Origin of the sequence: Pseudomonas sp. RW409 (genome assembly GCF_003184125.1) — a bacterium.
In the GTDB taxonomy this organism is placed as follows: Bacteria; Pseudomonadota; Gammaproteobacteria; order Pseudomonadales; family Pseudomonadaceae; genus Aquipseudomonas; species Aquipseudomonas chlororaphis_I.
In genome coordinates this window covers 162,294-182,758 of the sequence record NZ_QHHP01000034.1, presented here as the reverse complement: position 1 = coordinate 182,758, position 20,465 = coordinate 162,294, and the positions used below count along the sequence as shown (strand labels likewise).

The window sequence follows — 20,465 nt, the reverse complement described above, 5'->3', positions numbered from 1 at the left end:
ATCAGATTACCTTCGCTTCGTTTTTCAGTTTCTCGACCAGTTCAGCGACCGACTTGACCTTGATACCCGCGCTGCGTGCAGCCGGCGCTTCGACTTTCAGGGTCTTGTTGGTAGAGGCGGTGGAAACGCCCAAAGCATCAGGAGTCAGCACTTCAAGCGGCTTCTTCTTGGCTTTCATGATGTTTGGCAGGGACGCGTAGCGCGGCTCGTTCAAACGCAGGTCGGTGGTGACGATCGCCGGCAGGCTCAGCGAAACGGTTTGCAGACCGCCGTCGATTTCACGGGTCACGGCAACCTTGTCGCCCGACACTTCGACCTTGGAGGCGAAGGTGCCTTGAGCGTAACCGCTCAGGGCAGCCAGCATCTGGCCGGTCTGGTTGTTGTCGCTGTCGATGGCTTGCTTGCCAAGGATCACCAGCTGAGGCTGTTCCTTGTCGACCACAGCCTTGAGCAGCTTGGCCACGGCCAGCGAGTTCAGTTCATCAGCGGATTCGACGAGGATGGCACGATCGGCACCCAGCGCCAGGGCGGTACGCAGTTGCTCTTGAGCAGTAGCAGGACCGATGGAGACGACGACGATTTCAGTCGCTACGCCTTTTTCTTTCAGGCGTACGGCTTCTTCCACTGCGATTTCGCAGAAAGGGTTCATCGACATCTTGACGTTGGCGAGGTCGACGCCGGAATTGTCCGCCTTGACGCGAACCTTGACGTTGTAATCGACAACGCGTTTGACAGCTACAAGAACCTTCATGGATTCCTCGTTACTCTCCGGTGAAAAGAAAGTCGCCTAGGCGAACCTGGCGGTTGATGCTCATCGGGCACAAGGGCACCTCTAAAAACGCTGGCATTGCCCCTTGGGACAGCAGACAGATGACCCTGCTCACGGGATGATGACCGTTCGTCAGTAGCGACTGGCCGGTCATTCTTTATCGCGGCGTGTAAACTGCGCGTTGCGTCACCTTGTACTGCTTTCGCCCTGTCTTTAGAGGTGCTCTTGAAACCAACAGTCAGCCTACGGCGAGCGCAAAACCGACCGTATCTTGACCGGAACGCCTATTCTGGTCAATACGCCAAAATGGTCTGTCATAAGCCGCGCTTCTTTGATTTACATGGGCTGCAGCAAATTCAAACAAACGTTTGTATTGGACGCTAAGAGTGGTGTAGATATAATGCGCCGCCTAGAGATAAAGGCGGGTCGTTCATTGTCCCCTCCCCTGTTTGGCGGAGAAAACCATCGATGCGACACCCAACCTCCAATTAGAAAAAAACCGTTGAGCCTTGAGTAGGAGATAGCCTAGTGGAACGCGAATACATGGAATTCGACGTGGTCATCGTCGGTGCCGGCCCCGCTGGCTTGTCCGCCGCCTGCCGACTGAAGCAGAAGGCCGCCGAAGCCGGTAAGGAAATCAGCGTCTGCGTGGTCGAGAAAGGCTCCGAAGTCGGTGCTCACATTCTTTCCGGCGCCGTGTTCGAACCGCGCGCCCTGAACGAGTTGTTCCCGGACTGGAAGGAACTCGGCGCGCCGCTGAACACCCCGGTCCAGCGCGATGACATCTATGTCCTGAAAAACGCCGACAGCGCGACCAAAGTTCCCGACTTCTTTGTGCCCAAGACCATGCACAACGAAGGCAACTACATCATCTCCCTGGGCAACCTGTGTCGCTGGCTGGCCCAGCAGGCCGAGAACCTGGGCGTGGAAATCTACCCGGGCTTCGCCGCCCAGGAAGCGCTGTTCGACGAGAACGGCGTGGTCCGCGGGATCATCACCGGCGACCTGGGTGTCGATCGCGAAGGCAATCCGAAGGAAGGCCTGTACACCCCCGGCATGGAACTGCGTGGCAAATACACCCTGTTCGCCGAAGGCTGCCGTGGCCACATAGGCAAGCAGCTGATCAAGCGCTTCAACCTGGACAGCGACGCCGACGCCCAGCACTACGGCATCGGCCTCAAGGAAATCTGGGAAGTCGACCCGGCCAAGCATCAGCCAGGCCTGGTGGTCCACACCGCCGGCTGGCCGCTGGACATCATGGGCACCGAGAACACCGGCGGCTCCTTCCTTTATCACCTGGAAAACAACCAGGTGGTGGTCGGCCTGATCGTCGACCTGTCCTACAGCAACACCTACCTGTCGCCGTTCGACGAGTTCCAGCGCCTCAAGCATCACCCGGTGTTCAAGCAGTACCTGGAAGGCGGCAAGCGCGTCAGCTACGGCGCGCGGGCCATCTGCAAAGGCGGCCTGAACTCGCTGCCGAAGATGGTGTTCAAGGGCGGCGCGCTGATCGGTTGCGACCTGGGCACCCTGAACTTCGCCAAGATCAAGGGCAGCCACACCGCCATGAAGTCCGGCATGCTCGCCGCTGACGCCGTGGCCGATGCGCTGTTCGCCGGCTCCGAAGGTGCCGACGAACTGAACACCTATGTAGAAGCGTTCAAGTCCAGCTGGCTGTACGAAGAGCTGTTCGCCAGCCGCAACTTCGGCCCGGCGATCCACAAGTACGGCGCCATCGTCGGCGGCGGTTTCAACTGGGTCGACCAGAACATCTTCGGCGGCAAGCTGCCGTTCACCCTGCACGACACCAAGCCGGACTACGCCTGCCTGAAGCTGGCGGCGGACTGCAAGAAGATCGACTACCCGAAACCGGACGGCAAGCTCAGCTTCGACAAACTCAGCTCGGTGTTCATCTCGGGTACCAACCATGAAGAAGAACAGCCTTGCCACCTGAAGCTGAGCGACCCGAGCATCCCGATCGGCAAGAACCTGCCGCTGTACGATGAGCCAGCTCAACGCTACTGCCCGGCCGGGGTGTATGAAGTGATCACCAAGGAAGACGGCGAGAAGCGCTTCCAGATCAATGCCCAGAACTGCGTGCACTGCAAGACCTGCGACATCAAGGACCCGGCGCAGAACATCACCTGGGTCGCGCCGGAAGGCGCGGGCGGCCCGACTTACCCGAACATGTAAGGCGTACACTCAAAGAAAAAAGGCTCCCGAATGGGGGCCTTTTTTATTTGCCAGCACCACTGCCCCGCTTCTGTAGGAGCACAGCTTGCGTGCAATAAAGCCTTGGCAATGTCTCTGTCAGACCGCGTCGCTATTCATCGCGGGCAAGCCTCGCTCCTACAGAAGAGTGTCGCTCCACCCATCAGGCTGCTCGCTCATCCCCCGGATTGCGCTCGAAGTAGCGCTTGTATTCGCGGCTGAACTGCGAGGTGCTCTGGTACCCCACCCGATGCGCCACCTGGGCCACGCCCAGCCCTTCCCCCAGCAGCAACTGCTGCGCCTTGAGCAAGCGCAGGCGCTTGAGGTACTGCACCGGCGACAGCAGCGTGCTGCGCTTGAAGTGCTCATGGAAGGTCGAGGCGCTCATGTTCGCGCAACGGGCCAGGGTCTCGACGTTCAGCGGCTCGGTGTAATGCTCGTGCAAGTGATTGAGCGAGGCGGAAATCCGCGCGAATTGCCCGTGCTGCTCCACCAGCGCGCGTAGCACATCGGCCTGCGGCCCGCGCAAGACGGTGAACATCAACTCGCGCAAACGCGCCTGGCCCATGACCTTGCACTCCAGAGGATCGTGCAGGCAGCGCAGCAGGCGCTCCACGCAACCGCGCATGGTGTCATCGAGCACCACCGAGGTCATGGACTCCGGGGTCTGCGCCTGGGCGCTGCGCCCCGCAGCAACGCCCATCGCCAGCACCAGTTCGCCCAACAATGCCCGGTCGAGGGCGATGGACACCCCGAGCAACGGCGCATTGGGCATGGCGAAGGTCTCGCACTCGAAAGGCACCGACAGCGCCTGGATCAGGTAATGCCCGGCGCCGTACTCCAGGGTCCGCGGGCCCAGGTACGCCAGCTTGCTGCCCTGGACGATGATCATCAGGCTCGGCTCATAGATCTGCGGGCCGCGGGCCACATCGCAACTGGCCCGCAGCACCATGACCCCCGGCAGCTCGGTGGGGACGAAACCGTCGCGGGTCGCAAGGGGCTGGATCAGGGATACCAGGGTGGCGTTGGCATCGAGATGACGGGTCAACAACATGGGGAAAACTTCACGGAAAAAGGGATGAAAACATCATCGCAGGTCTGAACGCCAATGCCGCGCGCAAATGGCCGATGGCGGAGGAATAGGCATGACATGCCGAGGAATCGCCATGTTCGCGCCCGGCAGCGGCGCCGAGAATGGCCCGCCTCACCTGTCAGTGCTTTTGCGAGGTTCATCATGTACACAGCCATCGGTTACGCCGCCCAGTCAGCCACCACGCCCCTCGCCCCCATGAGCTTTCAGCGACGCAGCCCGCGCCCCGACGACGTGGCCATCGAGATTCTCTACTGCGGCGTCTGCCACTCCGATATCCACCAGGCCCGCAATGAATGGGGCATCGCCGTGTACCCGCTGATGCCGGGCCACGAGATCGTCGGCAAGGTCACCGCGGTCGGTGCCCAAGTGACCAGGCACAAGGTCGGCGACCTGGTCGGCGTCGGCTGCATGGTCGACTCCTGCCGGCATTGCGAGGCCTGCGCCGCCAACCTGGAGCAATACTGCCTGGAAGGCCCGACCATGACCTACGCGACCCCGGACCGGGTCGACGGCAGCAACACCATGGGCGGGTACTCCGACAGCATCGTGGTCAGCGAGCACTTTGTCGTGCGTATCCCCGAGAAACTCGACCTGGCCAGCGCCGCGCCGATCCTCTGCGCGGGCATCACCACCTACTCGCCGCTCAAGCATTACGGGGTGAAGGCCGGCGACAAGGTGGGCATTCTCGGCATGGGCGGCCTGGGCCACATGGGCATCAAGTTCGCCAAGGCCCTGGGCGCGGAAGTGACCCTGTTCACCCGTTCGGCGAGCAAGGCCGAGGAAGGTCGTCGCCAGGGCGCCGATCATGTGATTGTCTCCACCGATGCCGAGCAGATGAAAGCCGCGGCCGGCCGCTTCGACTTCCTGCTGGACACCATCCCGGTGCAACACGACCTCAACCCCTACCTGGATACCCTGCGTTTTGACGGTGTACACATCCTGGTCGGCCTGATCGAACCGGTGGACCCGCCCGTGCACGCGGCCAAGCTGGTGCTGGGGCGTCGCGTGCTGGCCGGCTCGCTGATCGGTGGCGTCGCCGAAACCCAGGAAGTGCTGGATTTCTGCGCCAAGCACAACATCACCTGCGACATCGAAATGCTCGACATCCGCCAGATCAACGAGGCTTACGCGCGGATGATCGCCGGCGATGTGAAATACCGCTTCGTCATCGACATGGCGACCCTCAAGCAATAAACCGCGTGCTGTAGGAGCGAGGCTTGCCCGCGATGACGATGGACCTGGAGAAATCCCATCGCGGGCAAGCTCCGCTCCTACAGAAGCCTGAGTCAGCCGCCGAGCTCGGCGGAGATGCCAGCCGCGGCCTGCTTGATCACCGGGATCAGCTCGGCCATCTTCTCCAGCGGCATGTACGGCACGGTGCTGGCGATACTGATGCCGGCGACGATCTTGCCGCTGGCATCGCGGACCGGCGCCGCCACACAACGGATCGACGGTTCGTTGTCCTCCAGGTCGAAGGCATAACCGCCCGCCACATATTCCTGCATGCGCTGCTGGAACTGCTCCCAGGTCGGCTCTTCATGCTGCGGCCAGAGGGCATTCCTGCCGCCCGCCGGCAGGCTCACTTCATATAAACGCTGCCACTCCTGCGGCGTGCTATCGAGCAGCAGCGCCTTGCCGATCCCGGTGCGCGCCAGCGGCATGCGGTGGCCAACCCGCGAGCGCATTTCCGGGCCGTTGCGCCCCGGGTTCTTGTGCAGGTACAGCACATCGTCGTCTTCGCGGATCGCCAGGTGAATGGTGTCGCCGGTCAACGCCGACAGCTCGTCGAGGAATGGCCTGGCCAGGGTCACCAGCGGCAAGGCTTCGCGGGCCTGGAAACCCAGCTCGATCAGCTTCGGCCCCAGCAGGTAGCCGACCTGCGGCACCACCCTCAGGTAACGCTCGTCCACCAGGCAACTGGCCAGGCGATGGGTGGTGCTGCGGGTGGTGCCGATCAGCCGGGCGATTTCCTTGAGGTCGCGGGCACCGCTGGCCACGGCCTGCACCACCGCCAGGCCACGGAGCAATGTCTGGGTACCGGTGGGGGCGGCATCCTTGGCGGTCTTTGCTGCGTCGTCCTGCATATCCAGCCTTTTGAGGGTGAGAACGGGCGGCATTATGGTCGCCCGCCCCCCGCCACTACAACTCGATACGCTCGACCTTGCCCACCAGCAGCACGTAGGACAAGGCCCCCGCCAGCGCCAGCACGGCAATGTAGGTAATGGCCGGGGCGAAGGAGTCGCCGCTGGCCAGGAAGCCGATGACGATCGGCGTGGCAATCGCCGACAGGTTGCCGATGAAGTTGAACACCCCGCCGGTCAACCCTAGCAACCGTGCCGGCGCCAGGGTCGAGACCAGCGACCAGGTGATCGAGGCCAGGCCGTTACCGAAGAACGCCAGCGCCAGGAAGGCGATCACCAGCGGCGTCGACTCGACGAAGTTGGCGCCGATGATCGAGGTGGAAATCAGCAGCCCGCCAATGATCGGCAGCTTGCGGGCAAAACCCACCGAGGCGCCACGCCGGATCAGCCAGTCGGAGAAGAACCCGGAACACAGCACGCCGACAAAGGCCGCGAGGAACGGCAGCGACGCCAGCAGGCCGGACTTGATGAAGTCCATGCCGCGGTACTTCACCAGGTAAGTGGGGAACCAGGTGAGGAAAAACCACAGGGTCGAATTGAGGCAGAACTGCCCCAGATAAATGCCCCACAGCTTGCGCTTGCTCAGGACGATCCCCAGGTCCGTCCAGTTGAAACGCGCCTTGCGCTTGGCCGTCTCGCGCTGGATATCCACCAGGCCGCCGCCCTGGCGGATCAGGTCGATTTCCGCCGGGTTGGCGCCCTTGAAATCCCGTGGTTCGCGATACACCGCGTACCAGATCGCCGCCCACAGAATGCCCACCGCGCCGGTGACGACAAACACCATCTGCCAGCCAAAGGCATGCTGCAGCCAGGCCAGCACCGGGGTGAGAAAAGCCAGGCCGACAAACTGCCCGGAGGTGTAAAAGCCGATGGCCGTGGCACGTTCGCGCTCGGGAAACCAGGTGGTCACCACCCGGCTGTTGATCGGATAGGCCGGCGCCTCCAGCGCGCCCACCGCCATGCGCAGGACGAACAGGGCGATAAAGCTGGCGGCGAAACCGAGCATCACCGTCGCCAGCGACCACAGCAGCAGCGCCGCGGTGTAGAGAATGCGCGGCGGTACCCGGTCCACCAGCCAGCCACCGGGGATCTGCATGGCGGCGTAGGTCCAGCCGAAGGCCGAGAAAATCAGCCCGACGTGGATCGGGTCGATACCCAGGTCGCTGGTCAGCGCCGGCGCGGCGATCGACAGGTTGCTGCGGTCCAGGTAGTTGATCACCACCGTGATGAACAACAGCAGCATGATGAAAAAACGCTTGCGGCTCGGCGCGACCAGCGACGCCTGCCCGGTGAAGGTTTCCGGTTGCATGGGGATGCCTCTTCTTATGGTTATTGAGGGCAATGTTTCTCTGTACCTGTAGGAGCGAGCTTGCTCGCGATGGCGTCGGTTGCTTCACGGCGATAAGAAGTCAGACCCTGTCGTCTGCATCGCGAGCACGCTCGCTCCTACAAGCAATGAATCAACTCACCATTCGGCAAAGCTGCCGTCGGCGTGGCGCCAGATCGGGTTGCGCCAGCGGTGGCCGATGGCCGCGCGCTCGATGACGTATTCCTCGTTGATCTCGATACCCAGGCCCGGGCCGTTGGGGATCGTCACCATGCCTTGCTGGTAGTCGAAGACGCGCGGGTCCTTGACGTAGTCCAGCAGGTCGTTGCTTTCGTTGTAATGGATGCCCAGGCTCTGCTCCTGGATGAAGGCGTTGTAGCAGGCCGCGTCCAGTTGCAGGCAGGCGGCCAGGGCAATCGGCCCCAGCGGGCAATGCAGGGCCAGGGCCACGTCGTAGGCTTCGGCCATGTTGGCGATCTTGCGGGTCTCGGTGATGCCGCCGGCATGGGAAGCATCCGGCTGGATAATGTCGACGTAGCCTTCGCTGAGCACCCGCTTGAAATCCCAGCGCGAGAACAGCCGCTCGCCCAGGGCGATCGGCGTGTTGGTCAGCGGCGCCAGCTCCTTGAGGGCCTCGTAGTTTTCGCTGAGCACCGGTTCTTCGATAAACATCAGCTTGTAGGGATCGAGTTCCTTCATCAGTACCTTGGCCATGGGCTTGTGCACCCGGCCATGGAAGTCGACGCCGATCCCGACGTTAGGCCCCACCGCATCACGCACCGCGGCCACGTTGGCCAGGGCCAGGTCGACTTTGTCGAAGGTATCGAGGAACTGCAGCTCCTCGGTGCCGTTCATCTTCACCGCGGTAAAACCACGCGCCACCGCCTCTTTGGCGGCGCGCGCGGTATCGGCCGGACGGTCGCCGCCGATCCACGAATAGACGCGGATCTTGTCTCGCACCTGGCCACCCAGCAGGTCGCTGACCGACACGCCCAGGGCCTTGCCCTTGATGTCCCACAGCGCCTGGTCGATACCGGCCAGGGCACTCATGTGGATCGCGCCGCCACGGTAGAAGCCGCCGCGGTAGAGCACGGTCCAGATGTCCTCGATATTGCGCGGGTCCTTGCCGATCAGGTAATCGGCCAGCTCGTCCACAGCGGCGGCCACCGTGTGTGCCCGCCCTTCGACCACAGGCTCACCCCAGCCGATGACGCCCTCGTCGGTCTCGACCTTGAGAAAGCACCAGCGTGGCGGAACGATAAAGGTGGTCAGTTTGGTGATTTTCATCTTCTTGTCTCTCTTGTCGGATGCAGCGCCGACGGCGCAGAAAAAGTCTTAAGCCAGGGCGTTCCAGGCGGCGACATAGGCCTTGGCGCGAGTCGCCACCTCAGCCGCGCTCATCCCCGGCTTGAACAACCCGGAACCGAGGCCGAAGCCCTTGACCCCGGCGTCGACGAACACCTGCATGTTGTCCGGGGTGATCCCGCCCACCGGCAGCAGCACGGTGCCGGCCGGCAATACCGCGAGCCAGGCCTTGACCACCGCCGGGCCCATCTGCTCGGCGGGGAACAGCTTGAGCACGTCGGCGCCTTCGGCCAGCGCGGCAAACGCCTCGGTCGGCGTGGCCACGCCGGGGGACAGATACAGGCCGGCGGCCCTGGCCGCGCGCAGCACCTTGGGGTCGCTGTGGGGCATGACGATCACCTGGCCGCCCGCGGCCTTGACCTGCTCGACCTGCTCCGGAGTCAGCACCGTGCCGGCGCCGATCAGGCAATCGGCGGGCAAGGCGTCGCGCAGGATGCGGATGCTGTCGAAGGGCTGTGGAGAATTGAGCGGCACCTCGATAACCCGAAACCCCGTCTGATACAGCACCTCGCCGATGGCCGCCGCTTCTTGCGGACGCAGCCCCCGGAGAATGGCGATCAGGCCGTTATGTGCCAGTGCTTGCTTGAGCATGTCGGACCTCTTTTCAAGGATGAGCGCAAGGGACGCGCGCCAGCAGCCCGGCCGCTTCAGCCAGGTGCCATAAACCGCGTTCGGTGGCCTGTTCGGCCAGGATTACCCGGGGAAAACCGCAGGCGGACAGGGCCCGGCTGTAGCGGGCGCAAAGCTGGGCATTGCCGATCAGCACGATCGATGGCAGTGGCTCGCCGTGACGGCGGCGCCGCTGCACGGCGGCCAGTGCGCAAAGTTCGTGGCCGATCAGCAGGCCCGACAGATAGTCCGGCTGGGCGCGGCCGCTGAGTTCACCGGTCAACCCCAGGCTGCGGGCGCTGAACAGAGTCGACAGCGGGCCGATCTCGCCCTCGACGGACAAGGCCACCTGCACGCCGCGATCGAAGGCCTCGGTGTCGAACGCCGCGCCACGCTCCTGGGTACGGCCGAGAATGCTGTGTTGACTGAGCACGGCGAACAGCTCGCCGGTCATGAAGGTGTCGAAATGGACGATACAACCGTCGGCCACCTGCACCCATTTGGAATGACTGCCGGGCAGGCCGATCAGCACGTCGTCCCCTGCCCCGCCCGCCAGTTGCGGCAGCACACCCAGCACCTGGGTTTCTTCGCCCCGCATCACGTTCGGCAAGCGCGAACGCTGGATCACCCCCGGCACGATATGCACGTCCACCCCGCGCCGGCTGCGCAAGGTCACCAGGGCCTGTCCGAGCTGGGCGACATCCGCCGGGGTCTCGCAGTAACTGGCCTCGCGCCAGCCCTGGGCGCTGCCGACCATGCCGCAGGCAATCACCGGCAACCCCGGCTGCGCGTCGAGCCAGTCGCCGCAGGCGTCGTCGAAGGCCAGTTCGAAACCGTTGTCGCAGCGCTGGCCGGCAATCATCCGCGCCACTTTCGGCAACTGCATGATCCCCGAGGTCAACGCGCGCTGTTCCAGCACCTGGCCGCCTGCTGCGAGTTTGTAAGCACGAAGGGAGGTGGTTCCCCAATCGAGCGCGATCAATTGCGCCTGCATCGCTTCACCTGTGAGTTGTTTTTGGCAGTGAGTGCGTAAGAGCTGATGGCGGCGACTATAAACCCGACTCAAATAAAATCTCAATATATAAATATAACTCCCATATTGTGGGATTTATTGATTTGCATGAGAACAGCCCGCTATTGCCTGGTTTTCATGGCAGCAGGCAGGCGTCGACCGCCTGTCCCTACAAGGGAACAGGAACCGGCAACGAGTGAGATCGGTTTTTGAGCCTGGGCAGTGAATGCGGGCCTAAGCCCGAAGAAAAACGCCGGCTGCCCCGAGTACACAGGGCGGTCTTGGCAGCGAGGGATCTGGAAAGGAATCGCGAGCAACCGGATAGCGAGCGGCTGCCCCTACAGCGTTGACGATGGACTCAGCCCTGGGCGAACGCGCGCAGCACATCGCCATCCATGCGGTACCTCACCCACTCTTCCTGAGGCTGGGCGCCCAGGGATTTGTAGAACTGGATCGCCGGTTCGTTCCACTCCAGCACGCTCCACTCGAAGCGCCCGCAACCGTTGTCGCAGGCGATCCGCGCCAGGTGCCGCAGCAGCTGTTTGCCAGCGCCGCCGCCACGTTGTGCAGGGGTGATGTAGAGGTCTTCCAGGTACAGGCAGTTGCTGCCCAGCCAGGTGGAATAGCTGAAGAAAAACACCGCGAAACCGATCGGCACACCATCGCGCAGGCAGATCAGGCCGTGGGCCGTGGCGCCCTCGCTGAACAGGCTGCGCTCGATGTCGGCGACGCTGGCGATGACCTCATGGCGAGCGCGTTCGTAATCGGCCAACTCCCTGATGAAGGCAAGGATTTGCGGTGCATCGCTGGGCACGGCTGGACGGATTTCGACGGACATCGGCGGGTCTCGGTTAGAAGGCAGGCGGCCATATTAGATCGACAGGGGAAGGACATGCACGGGTATTTCACAGGGATATGCCTGGAGGTCGTGGCGGGTGATTGTCCATGTCGGAATTGCCGATTCCCGCGACCAGCGCCGCAGACTGACCGACCGGCCAGCCAGCAAAGGACGCAGGTATGAGCGTCATGGGCCTTATCGCCGCCTTCGACAGCGGCTACAGTGGCGCGTTATTGACCCGCTGATGGCTCCCTCCTGATGACCGCCCACGCTTTTGCTCCCCTGCCCGATCTCGCCAATACCCTGCTGCCCCACGCCTTGGAGCCTGTCGACGACGGCGCCCACGACCTGTCGCACCTGCAGCGGGTGTGGGCCAATGTGCGGCGCATCGCCAAGGAAGACGGCGGCGATTTGCAGGTGCTGCTGGCCGCCACCCTGCTACACGACTGCGTCGCCGTGGAAAAGAGCTCACCGCTGCGCGCCCAGGCCTCGCGCCTGTCGGCGGAAAAGGCCGCGGCCCTGCTGCACCGGCTGGGCTGGCCCGAAGCCAAGATCGCCGCGGTGGCCCACGCCATCGAAGCCCACAGTTTTTCCGCCGCCATCCAGGCCGAAACCCTGGAGGCGAAGATCCTGCAGGACGCCGACTGTCTCGACGCCCTCGGTGCTCTCGGCGTGGCCCGCACCTTCTATGTCGGCGGCCGGTTGAACCGAGCCTTCTACGATCCCCACGACCCGCACGCCGAGCACCGCGGCTATGACGACCTGAACTTCACCCTCGACCACTTCCACACCAAGCTGCTGCACCTGGCCGAGGGCTTTCAGACCGTGACCGGCGCGCGCCTGGCGCAGGTGCGGCATACCCGCCTGAAGCGCTTCATGGACGAGTTCATCGACGAGATCGGCGGCTGACTTACTCCGCTAGGCGCTAACCCTGAAGCCTGCAAGATCACAACTAACGCGACAGCCGCCCATGGTAGAACGGCGCCTCATGAATCCAACAAGAAACGAGGCCTGCGCATGTCCAGCGCTACCCCACCACCCATGGTTCCAGCCAGGCTGTTCGGGCTGTTCTGTGTCGCCAGCTACCTGCTGTCGCTGTCCTATGGCTCGACCTTCCTGCTCTCGCTGCTGATCGGCTCGCGCGGTGGCAATGAGCACGATGCCGGCAGCGTGATTTCGGTCGCCATGCTCAGCACCTTGGTCGCGGTGATCTTCTCCGGGCACCTGTCGGACCTGCTGGGCGCCGCGCGCTCGATTGCCCTGTTCGGTTGCCTGCTGGTGGTCGCCAGCCTGGGCTTTGCCCTGACGCCCGGCTTTGGCGATGCCCTGCTGTTTTTCGGCCTGACCCTGGGCCTGGGCTGGGGCGTGTTCTACACCCTGGGGCCGATCATCGTCGCGATGATGGTGGCGCCGGCACAGCGGGCCAGGTTCTTCGCCCTGCTGTCGGGCAGCATGATGAGCGGCATCGGCTCGGGCCCGCTGCTGGGGCGGCTGGCCAGCGCCCTGGGCTACCCATTGACTGCGGCCTTTCTGCTGGCCGCAGCCGCCAGCCTGATCGGCGTGCTGATCTTCTGGCGCCTGGGCGCGCTGCTGAAGAGACACCCCAGCCATCTGGGGGCCGGCGCGGCGAAAATCAGTTGGGCCAGCAGCGCCCGGGTGCTCTCGTCCAAGGCCTTGTTCCCGATCCTCATGGTCGGTCTCGGCGGCTGCGTATTCGGCGGCCTGTCGAGTTTCCAGACCAGCTACGCGGCCTCCCGCTCGCTGGACTATTCGCTGTTCTTTCTCGGCTTCATGGTGGCCGCCATCGGCAGCCGCCTGCTGATCGCCGGCTTCGTGGTCAAGCGCGACGCCTATCGCACGGCGTGCCTGCTCTCGGGGTTGATGCTGGGGTCGATCCTGATGTTCCAGCTGCTGGTCGATGACGCGACGAGTTATCTGCTGGCCGCCGTGGTCCTGGGGGTCGGCTACGGCCTGACCTACTCGGTGATCAACGGCCTGGCCGCCAACGAAGCGCCGCCCGGCGACACCTCGCAAGCCTTGCTGCTGTTCAGCCTGGCCTATTTCATCGGGGTGTTCGGCTTTCCGCTGCTGGCCGGCCGGATCATCGTCGAACAGGGCATGCCGGCCCTGATGCTCACGGTGCTGGGCATCGCCCTGCTGAACTGGCTGATCAGCGTCGGGCGCCTGGTCTGGCGCGGGCTGAAACCCGACGGGGTGGCGCAGAACGCCTGAACCGTTCGTCGTTCATCAGGCACCAATCAAAATCGCCGGCAGCCCAAGATCAGGTAGCGACTCTAAAAACGAATGGAGGCGACATCATGATCAAATCCAGGCTGACGCTCCTCGCCCTGGCCGGGCTGCTGTCCTCGGCGGCCTTCGCCGGCGCCAGCGGCCCCATCGATCCGGTGGAACGGCCAAAGTCCCCGGCCACCCAAGGCTCGCCGAGCATCAATATCAACCCGCCGCAGGTGGACGAAAGCACCCTGCCCCCCGCCACGGGTACCGATCCGCGCATCCAGGGCAACGACACCGGCCGCGCCGGTACCCTGGACACCGACCCGCCGGACAGCAAGCCGAAAACCACCACCGGCGGCACAGGCTCCGAAGGCCACGGCACCGACCAATGAACCAGGCACGCACCCTTCCCCCACACAGAGGTCCGCATGAACGTCGACAAAGAGCTGGAAAAAGAAGTGCTCACCCGCTTGCTGCACGCCCACCCCAACGGCCTGGGCAAGGAGGTGCTGGATAACTATCGCGGCGAAAGAGTCGTGGCCAGTACCCTGGCAATGTTGCAGGAACGCGGCTTGATCAAGGAGGGCCATGTCACCCTCAACCCGGCGGGCGAACATGCCCTGAACCTGCCGATCAAGCTGACCGCTTCCGGAGTGGAAGCGGCCCGCAAGCTGGACGCCTGATCGAAGGCCCGGGCGTTCGTTTGCGCCCACCGGCACCCGCGTCGCGACGCGGGTGCCGCCAGCGCCGATTCAGCAGGTCGGATGGTTGAAGCGATTGATCATGTTGCCGTAGGTGCGGTTGTAGCGGTTGGCCGAGCGAACGATGCTCGAGCTCTGCATATGCGCCGGCAGGTTCTTCATCGCGCCTTCGGGAGCGCGCTTGTACACCCCGTCCTTGACGTCGCGGATGATCGAACGCGACTGGCCGATGAACTCATTGATTTCCAGCATGCCGCCACCGCACGACTTGCCGCTCTGCGCCGCCTGGGCGCTGACCTTGCCATTCCAGCCCGCGGCCGCGTCGGCCACCAGTGCCAGGGACTTCTCGAAAGCCGCCAGGGCCTGCGGATCGTTCGGTTCGGCGAACAGCGTCTCGGCATCGGCGGTGTTGAGTTTGCCGTAGTAGATCAACCCGGCACGGTAGTAGGCCGCGGTGTCTTTCGGCGCCTCGTCGAAGGCTTGCTTGGTCAGCGCCAGGTCACGCGCGCCAAGACCTGCGTAGAAGTCCTGCTCCTTTTCGCTGACCGCGGTCAGGGCGGCCAGATAGGCCTGGCTCTGGCGACGGGCCAGCTCGCCGTTGTCGCTCAGGTAGCCCTTGGAAGTCGCGTAGTTCTGCAGCTCATGACTCAGCGGCGAGAGGGTTTTCAGCGCCGCGGAAAAGGCCTGGGCCGCCTGATCCACTTCCGGGATTGGTGTATCGATGGCCAGGGCGCCATCCAGGGCCTGGCTCAGGCGATCGATGAGGATATCGTTGCCGACGCTGAAAGCGCTGATCGGCGCCTTGCCCGCCAAGGCTGGCACCTCGTACTGCTGGTAACGCTGGAGGAACGTCTGGAAGGATTCGCTGATGCTGTTCGCCGCACCGACGTACTGGTTGTATTTATCGATTTCCTGCTGCTTGGCATCGACCTGTGCCGCAGGCTGGCTGACCTTTTCAGTCTTGTCGCCACAACCGGCCAGCAGCACGCTGCCGCCCAACAGGGCCGCAGCCAAAAACATCCGGGTATTCATTGGTTCATTCCTTTAAAAACAGGCCACGACCACACCGCACGGCAGCGGCAGACCGGTGACGGGGTTGGATTTGCGCAACAGGGGATTGATAGCGGGCGTACTGTATCGATCAGCCGCCCCTGATCTGGGGCGTAAGAATCATCCATGAGCATCTCGCGAAAAGGCCTGACAACTCGTCAGACGCATCCATTTCCGGGGCAGGCATTGTGCGAGACTTCCCCCGCCCTGGCAAACCTCGGGCCGCCCTGGCCTGCCGCTTTTGTGCGCAATGCTGTGCTTCTGTGACAGCGATCACACCCCTCTGGCACTGGCGTCGAGAGCCCCATTCGTCGATTCCCGGGCACTTATCGGCCTTCCTCCCGACCCAACTTCAGGTACCCATTGCCAAAGGAGAGCCCTCATGCCTCGTGGAAGCAAAGCCAAATACACCGCCGAACAGAAGCGCAAGGCCGCGCATATCGAAGCCGGCTACGAAGCCAAGGGCGTGCCCAAGGACGAGGCCGAAACGCGCGCCTGGGCTACGGTGAACAAGCAGTCCGGTGGAGGGGAACGGGCTGGCGGCTCCGGGCAACGCACACCGGCCTCGGAAAAGGCCGCCGCACGCCACTCCTCGGCCAGGCGTGCCGCCGCCAGCCGTGAGGGGTACGCCCGTAACAGCCAGGCTTCGCTGAGTACCCAGACCAAAGACAGCCTGCTGAAGGAAGCCCGGGTGAAGAACATCCGCGGCCGCTCGACCATGAGCAAGCAGGAGTTGATCGACGCATTGCGCAAGGCGGGATAAACCGCGATCGCGAGCAGTGCTCCCTGTAGGAGCGAGCTTGCTCGCGATCCCCTCACTCCGTCAGCAAGTGTCAGGCGTGGACGCCGTTCCCATTGACCAACGCATCCACCTCCGCCGCCCCCGGCGCGGTGGCCGGGCCCCAGCGGGTCACCGCCAGGGCCGCCGCGGCATTGGCACGACGCGCCGCCTGCAACGGCTCCAGCCCCTGCGCCAGGGCTGCGACGAAGACTCCGGCATGGGCATCGCCAGCGCCGTTGCTGTCCACCGCCTGGACCTTGAAGCCCGGTACATGGGCGCTGTGGCCATGCTGGCTGACCCAGCAGCCTTGCGGGCCGTCCCTGACCACCAGCAACACCTCCTGCGGCAGCCCCTCATGCAGGCGTCGCAGGGCTGCGCCGATGCTCGTGGTCCCGGTGAAGCGCAAGGCCTCGACGCTGTTGCTGGTCCAGAGATCGATACGCGGCAGCAGCCGGCGCATCGCCACGGAGTCCGGCGAATCCACCAGCGGGCCCGGATCGAACACCAGCCGGATCGCCCGTGGCAAGGCCAGCAGCCAGTCCAGCAAGGCCTCGGCCTTGCCGGCATGCAGCAGGCTGTAGCCGCTGACATAGACAAAGTCGTCGGCCTGCACCGCGACACCGGCCAGGTCCTGGGCCGACAGTTGGCCTTCCGCCCCGATGTAGGAAATGAAGCTGCGTTCGGCCGTGGCTTCGGTCAGCGCCACGCACAGGCCGGTGTCCTCGGTGCGGCTGGCCTCGAGAGTGACCTGGATGCCCTCGGCACGCATCGCCTCCCGCGCCAGCGCCCCGAAGCGGCCGTTGCCGTGCCGCCCCAGGTACAGCACCGGCAAGCCGTTTCGCTGGGCGGCAGCCATCACGTTGAAGCCGCCGCCGGCCTCGAAGCTGGCGGACTGTGCCAGCACGTCGCCGCCGGAGCTCGGCAGGCGGTCTACGGACATCACCAGATCGACGATGACCTGGCCGGTGTGCAGCATTCTAGGCATTGGCATTCTCGACAAAAGCGCCGCGGCGATCCCTGGCCCCACCCAGCACGGCATACACGCCACCGGCTACCAGGAAGGTGACGATCCAGCCCAGGCCGTTATGGCCCAGCCAGGAATCGGCCAGCGGCCCGGCGAACCAGACGTTCTCGGCGCTGGTGCCGATGGTGGTGAAGCTGAAACCCAGCACTATGGCCAGTGCCCAGGCACCGAAGGCCCGCCATTCGACACCGCCGCGATACCAGTAGGCGCTGCTCGGGCTGACGTCCAGCAGGTCCTTGGGGCTGTAGTAGTGACGGTGGATCAGGTCGACCACGAAGATCCCGACCCAGGCGGTGAGAGGCACTGCCAGCAAGGAAATGAAGGTAATGAACGGCCCGTAGAAACTCTCGGCGATCAGCATGAAGTAGATGGAGCCGGCGAAGATCGCCACGATGTCCACCACCACCGCGTACACCCGCTTGACCTTGAGCCCCAGGGTCAGGGTGGTCAGGCCGGCCGAGTACACCGACAGGTTGTTCGACAACAGCAGGCCGCCGAAAGCGGTGATCAGGTAGGGCACCGCCATCCAGGTCGGCAGCATGTCGCGGATCGCCACGATCGGGTCGGTGGCCGAGGCCAGGTCATCGTTGCCCACCGACAGCAGGCCACCCAGGGTAATCAGCAGCACCAGCGGAATGCCGGCGCCGAAGGCCGCCGATGCCACCAGGCGCGAGGCCTTGACGCTGCTGTGCTGGTAACGCGACATGTCGGCACCGGTATTGGCCCAGCCGATACCGGTGCCCGCGGCCATGGTGCCGATACCGATGATCATCGCGCTCAACGGCGCCGGGGTGGCGTTGAACACCGCGCTCCAGTCGATGGTGGCACAGAGGAAGCCGCCCACCAGCAGGTTCAGCGCGCCGAACACATAGGTGGCCCACTTCTGGATCACCAGCAGGGTCGCGTGGCCGAGGCCGGAGACGGCCAGGGTCAGCAGCACGAAAATGCCGATGAACAGCAGGGTCAGCAGCGGCGCACTCTTGGCTTCCACCGGCGAGCCAAACAGGATCGAACACAGCGACAGCAGGACGAAGGCAGCGGTGGTGGTGTTGACGGTTTCCCAGCCCACCCGCGACATCAGCGACACCAGGGTCGGGCCGATATTGCCGCGCACGCCGAAGATCGCCCGCGATAGCGTCAGGCTCGGCGCCCGCCCGCGACGCCCGGCGATGGAGATGATCCCCACCACCGCGAACGAACCGGCGGCACCGAGGATAGCGACGATGATCGCCTGCCCGATCGACAGGCCACGAAAAGCCACCAGGGTCGCCCCCAGCGGCAAGCCGAGGATGCTGATATTGGCGGCGAACCAGACCCAGAACAGTTGCAGCGGATGGCCGTTGCACTCGCCTTCCGGCACCGGCTCGATGCCACGGGTTTCCAGCTGCCCGGCGCTTTGCCCGGGGTTCGATGCACTCATGAAAACACTCCTGTTGCCTTTGTTGTGATTGTCGGCAATTTCGGAAGTCGATCAGACGTCCCGGCATTCCTCGCCGTATTCCTGCTATCCATGGCAAATAGGCCTCAGCGACGGCTCGCGCACAGGGGGTGGGAGCCTTGATCATGCAGCCTCGCGCCCCTTAACGCAGGGCCAGCAGCCCCTGCACCAGCGGTTCGAGATCCAGGTCATTGACCTGCTTGATCTGCTCTATCAAGGCGGCCGGCCAGCACTCCATCCCCTGGCAGGCACCGAGCATCGCGCCGAGGATGGCGGCAATGGTATCGGTGTCGCCCCCCAGGCTGGCGGCCATGCACAGCGCTTCGAACGCCTGCAGTTCGCCGATGGCCACCTGATGCGCCAGGGCAAAGGAGACCACCACCGATTCCTGGGAAGCGACGGAAGTACCGATCAGGTCGTACAGCAGATCGGCCAGCAGCGCCTTGTCGCTTTCGACACTGAGGCTGCGCGCCCAACTGATGCGCGTGGCGATACGCCCGCCGGCCACCCAGTGGCCATGCCGCTCCGCCTCCTGGGCGATCTGCACGCCGACCTGCAAGGCATCGCCCAGCGGCACGCCATTGATCCCGGCGGATACCACCGCCGCCACCGCCGCCGCGCTGGAGATGCCCAGCGTGGTGTTATGGGTGACCTGGCAAGCCTCCACCACCGCACGGATAAAGGCCTGGGCATCGTCGACATTCGCCGCGATGCCCACCGGAGTGATGCGCATCGCCGCGCCGTTGGTGGTGCCATAGCGCCCGGCTTCTTCCGCGGTATGCCCGGCGAGGATCATTTCGATGGCGCGTTTGGTCGAAGGGCCCAGCAGATCCTGGGAGCCCTTGGCCTGCATCGCCGCTTCCCACTCGATCAGGCTGTGGGCCAACGCTGCCGGTTCGATCCGGCCCTTGCCCGCGACCAGCAGGTCGCCGACCAGGATCGCCTGCTCGGTGTCGTCGGTGATCGAGCCCTTGGGCATGTTGGCGGCGATCGGTTGATCGGGGCCGGCGTCTTCCAGGCCGCGAATGGCACCGAAGCGCTGCTTGATCTGCTGCCGGCTCAAGGATTGGGTCGGCATGCCCAGGGCGTCGCCCAGCGCCAGCCCATAAAAGGCGCCCAGAGCGTGGTCCAGGGGAATCATTTCTGCGCTCCGAATTCCAGGTGCAGGCGAAAGTGCAGCGGGTCGAGAAAACTTTCCACCTGCTCCATGAAACGCCCGCGGCGGTCATAAGTGGTCCGCAGGGCCTTGAGAAACACACTGCCGGCCGGACGCCCCAACAGTCGGGCCTCTTCTTCACCCAGTGGCTCGGCGCCGATCCATTGATCGCCGCGCTCGCCGATATAGCCGTAGGCGGCCAGGGTAATGGTCAGGGAATCATCGATCAGCCCTACTCGCGGCAGGCTCTCCAGGCCTCCGGTGGCGGGCATCAGGGAACGTTCAAGGGAAACCACGGTGCCGTCGGTAGAACGCCGGCGCCGGTCCAGGGCAATGAACTGGTCGGTGCCGAAATGGCTGAACAGGTCAGGACGTTGCACCGCCTCCAGGCGCAACAGCTCGGTGTTGATCAGCGCCCCGCTGTCCGCCAGGGCCTGGGCCCAGCCGTTTTGCTGGTCCAGCACTACACCGTCAAAGGTGACGATGGAGCCGACCCCGCTCTGGGTGGCGATGTAGTTGCGGCGTTTGAGTTCGGCCAGGGCCTCACGCAGGGTGCCACGACTCACCGAGAATTCCTGGGCCAACTGATGCTCGCCCGGCAGCAGGAAACCGTCCTCCATGAGGCCGCTTTCGATGCGTCGGATCAGTTCATCGACCACGCGTTTTTTCTTGTCAAATCGAACATGTCTAATCATGTACAAATTGATACCCGAAA

20 protein-coding genes are annotated in these 20,465 nt (G+C 64.0%); 7 read left to right on the top strand and 13 right to left on the bottom strand.

The annotated features are described in order from the left end of the window. Position 1: 1 nt before the first annotated feature. Entirely contained in the window at positions 2 to 751 is a 750-nt protein-coding gene (locus tag DK261_RS17050; RefSeq protein WP_016702138.1) for an electron transfer flavoprotein subunit beta/FixA family protein, read from the bottom strand. A 546-nt stretch (positions 752 to 1,297) separates the two neighbouring features. Between DK261_RS17050 and DK261_RS17045 the strand changes: the two genes are divergently transcribed. Further along, positions 1,298 to 2,962 (top strand): electron transfer flavoprotein-ubiquinone oxidoreductase, encoded by a 1,665-nt coding sequence (locus DK261_RS17045; RefSeq protein ID WP_110176050.1) that lies wholly within the window; start codon positions 1,298 to 1,300, stop codon positions 2,960 to 2,962. 181 nt (positions 2,963 to 3,143) lie between these two features. Here DK261_RS17045 and DK261_RS17040 read toward each other — a convergent pair whose 3' ends face one another. Continuing rightward, positions 3,144 to 4,034, bottom strand: coding sequence for an AraC family transcriptional regulator (locus DK261_RS17040; protein WP_016702136.1), 891 nt, complete (start codon positions 4,032 to 4,034; stop codon positions 3,144 to 3,146). Between the two features lie 180 nt (positions 4,035 to 4,214). Between DK261_RS17040 and DK261_RS17035 the strand changes: the two genes are divergently transcribed. Then, positions 4,215 to 5,267: an NAD(P)-dependent alcohol dehydrogenase gene (locus DK261_RS17035; protein WP_110176049.1), complete on the top strand. Its 1,053-nt coding sequence runs from the start codon at positions 4,215 to 4,217 to the stop codon at positions 5,265 to 5,267. A 92-nt stretch (positions 5,268 to 5,359) separates the two neighbouring features. On the opposite strand, the gene DK261_RS17030 is transcribed toward DK261_RS17035, so the two are convergent. The 6 genes from DK261_RS17030 to DK261_RS17005 form a co-directional block, all read right to left on the bottom strand. Next, on the bottom strand, positions 5,360 to 6,157 hold the full coding sequence (locus tag DK261_RS17030; protein ID WP_097302620.1) for an IclR family transcriptional regulator: 798 nt from the start codon (positions 6,155 to 6,157) through the stop codon (positions 5,360 to 5,362). 55 nt (positions 6,158 to 6,212) lie between these two features. Further along, a complete protein-coding gene (locus DK261_RS17025) occupies positions 6,213 to 7,523 on the bottom strand; it encodes an MFS transporter (protein ID WP_009047858.1) in 1,311 nt (436 codons plus the stop codon). A gap of 156 nt (positions 7,524 to 7,679) precedes the next feature. Continuing rightward, a complete protein-coding gene (gene dgoD / locus DK261_RS17020; RefSeq protein WP_016702133.1) occupies positions 7,680 to 8,828 on the bottom strand; it encodes a galactonate dehydratase in 1,149 nt (382 codons plus the stop codon). A gap of 48 nt (positions 8,829 to 8,876) precedes the next feature. Continuing rightward, on the bottom strand, positions 8,877 to 9,497 hold the full coding sequence (locus tag DK261_RS17015; RefSeq protein ID WP_110176048.1) for a 2-dehydro-3-deoxy-6-phosphogalactonate aldolase: 621 nt from the start codon (positions 9,495 to 9,497) through the stop codon (positions 8,877 to 8,879). Between the two features lie 13 nt (positions 9,498 to 9,510). Continuing rightward, positions 9,511 to 10,509 (bottom strand): 2-dehydro-3-deoxygalactonokinase, encoded by a 999-nt coding sequence (locus DK261_RS17010; RefSeq protein ID WP_110176047.1) that lies wholly within the window; start codon positions 10,507 to 10,509, stop codon positions 9,511 to 9,513. 376 nt (positions 10,510 to 10,885) lie between these two features. Next, positions 10,886 to 11,365, bottom strand: coding sequence for a GNAT family N-acetyltransferase (locus DK261_RS17005; protein ID WP_007928100.1), 480 nt, complete (start codon positions 11,363 to 11,365; stop codon positions 10,886 to 10,888). 258 nt (positions 11,366 to 11,623) lie between these two features. Here DK261_RS17005 and DK261_RS17000 point away from each other — a divergent pair, with 258 nt between their 5' ends. The 4 genes from DK261_RS17000 (at position 11,624) to DK261_RS16985 (ending at position 14,283) form a co-directional block, all read left to right on the top strand. Further along, positions 11,624 to 12,274 (top strand): HD domain-containing protein, encoded by a 651-nt coding sequence (locus DK261_RS17000; RefSeq protein ID WP_110176046.1) that lies wholly within the window; start codon positions 11,624 to 11,626, stop codon positions 12,272 to 12,274. Positions 12,275 to 12,382: 108 nt separating this feature from the next. Next, on the top strand, positions 12,383 to 13,597 hold the full coding sequence (locus DK261_RS16995) for an MFS transporter (RefSeq protein ID WP_110176045.1): 1,215 nt from the start codon (positions 12,383 to 12,385) through the stop codon (positions 13,595 to 13,597). Positions 13,598 to 13,683: 86 nt separating this feature from the next. Further along, positions 13,684 to 13,992, top strand: a complete 309-nt coding sequence (locus DK261_RS16990; RefSeq protein WP_110176044.1) for a hypothetical protein — start codon at positions 13,684 to 13,686, stop codon at positions 13,990 to 13,992. Positions 13,993 to 14,028: 36 nt separating this feature from the next. After that, entirely contained in the window at positions 14,029 to 14,283 is a 255-nt protein-coding gene (locus DK261_RS16985; protein WP_009042865.1) for a hypothetical protein, read from the top strand. A gap of 69 nt (positions 14,284 to 14,352) precedes the next feature. On the opposite strand, the gene DK261_RS16980 is transcribed toward DK261_RS16985, so the two are convergent. Next, positions 14,353 to 15,333 (bottom strand): DUF3829 domain-containing protein, encoded by a 981-nt coding sequence (locus DK261_RS16980; protein WP_028683123.1) that lies wholly within the window; start codon positions 15,331 to 15,333, stop codon positions 14,353 to 14,355. Between the two features lie 400 nt (positions 15,334 to 15,733). Between DK261_RS16980 and DK261_RS16975 the strand changes: the two genes are divergently transcribed. Further along, positions 15,734 to 16,114, top strand: a complete 381-nt coding sequence (locus tag DK261_RS16975; RefSeq protein WP_110176043.1) for a termination factor Rho — start codon at positions 15,734 to 15,736, stop codon at positions 16,112 to 16,114. 70 nt (positions 16,115 to 16,184) lie between these two features. On the opposite strand, the gene DK261_RS16970 is transcribed toward DK261_RS16975, so the two are convergent. The 4 genes from DK261_RS16970 to DK261_RS16955 form a co-directional block, all read right to left on the bottom strand. Next, positions 16,185 to 17,117 (bottom strand): PfkB family carbohydrate kinase, encoded by a 933-nt coding sequence (locus DK261_RS16970; RefSeq protein ID WP_028683122.1) that lies wholly within the window; start codon positions 17,115 to 17,117, stop codon positions 16,185 to 16,187. Then, positions 17,110 to 18,576, bottom strand: coding sequence for a cytosine permease (locus tag DK261_RS16965; RefSeq protein WP_009047846.1), 1,467 nt, complete (start codon positions 18,574 to 18,576; stop codon positions 17,110 to 17,112). Before DK261_RS16965 ends, DK261_RS16970 begins: the two co-directional genes overlap by 8 nt. Before the next feature lie 160 nt (positions 18,577 to 18,736). Next, positions 18,737 to 19,735: an ADP-ribosylglycohydrolase family protein gene (locus DK261_RS16960; protein WP_110176042.1), complete on the bottom strand. Its 999-nt coding sequence runs from the start codon at positions 19,733 to 19,735 to the stop codon at positions 18,737 to 18,739. After that, positions 19,732 to 20,445, bottom strand: coding sequence for a GntR family transcriptional regulator (locus DK261_RS16955; protein ID WP_101282024.1), 714 nt, complete (start codon positions 20,443 to 20,445; stop codon positions 19,732 to 19,734). The genes DK261_RS16960 and DK261_RS16955 overlap by 4 nt, the downstream gene beginning before the upstream one ends. Positions 20,446 to 20,465: the final 20 nt, after the last annotated feature.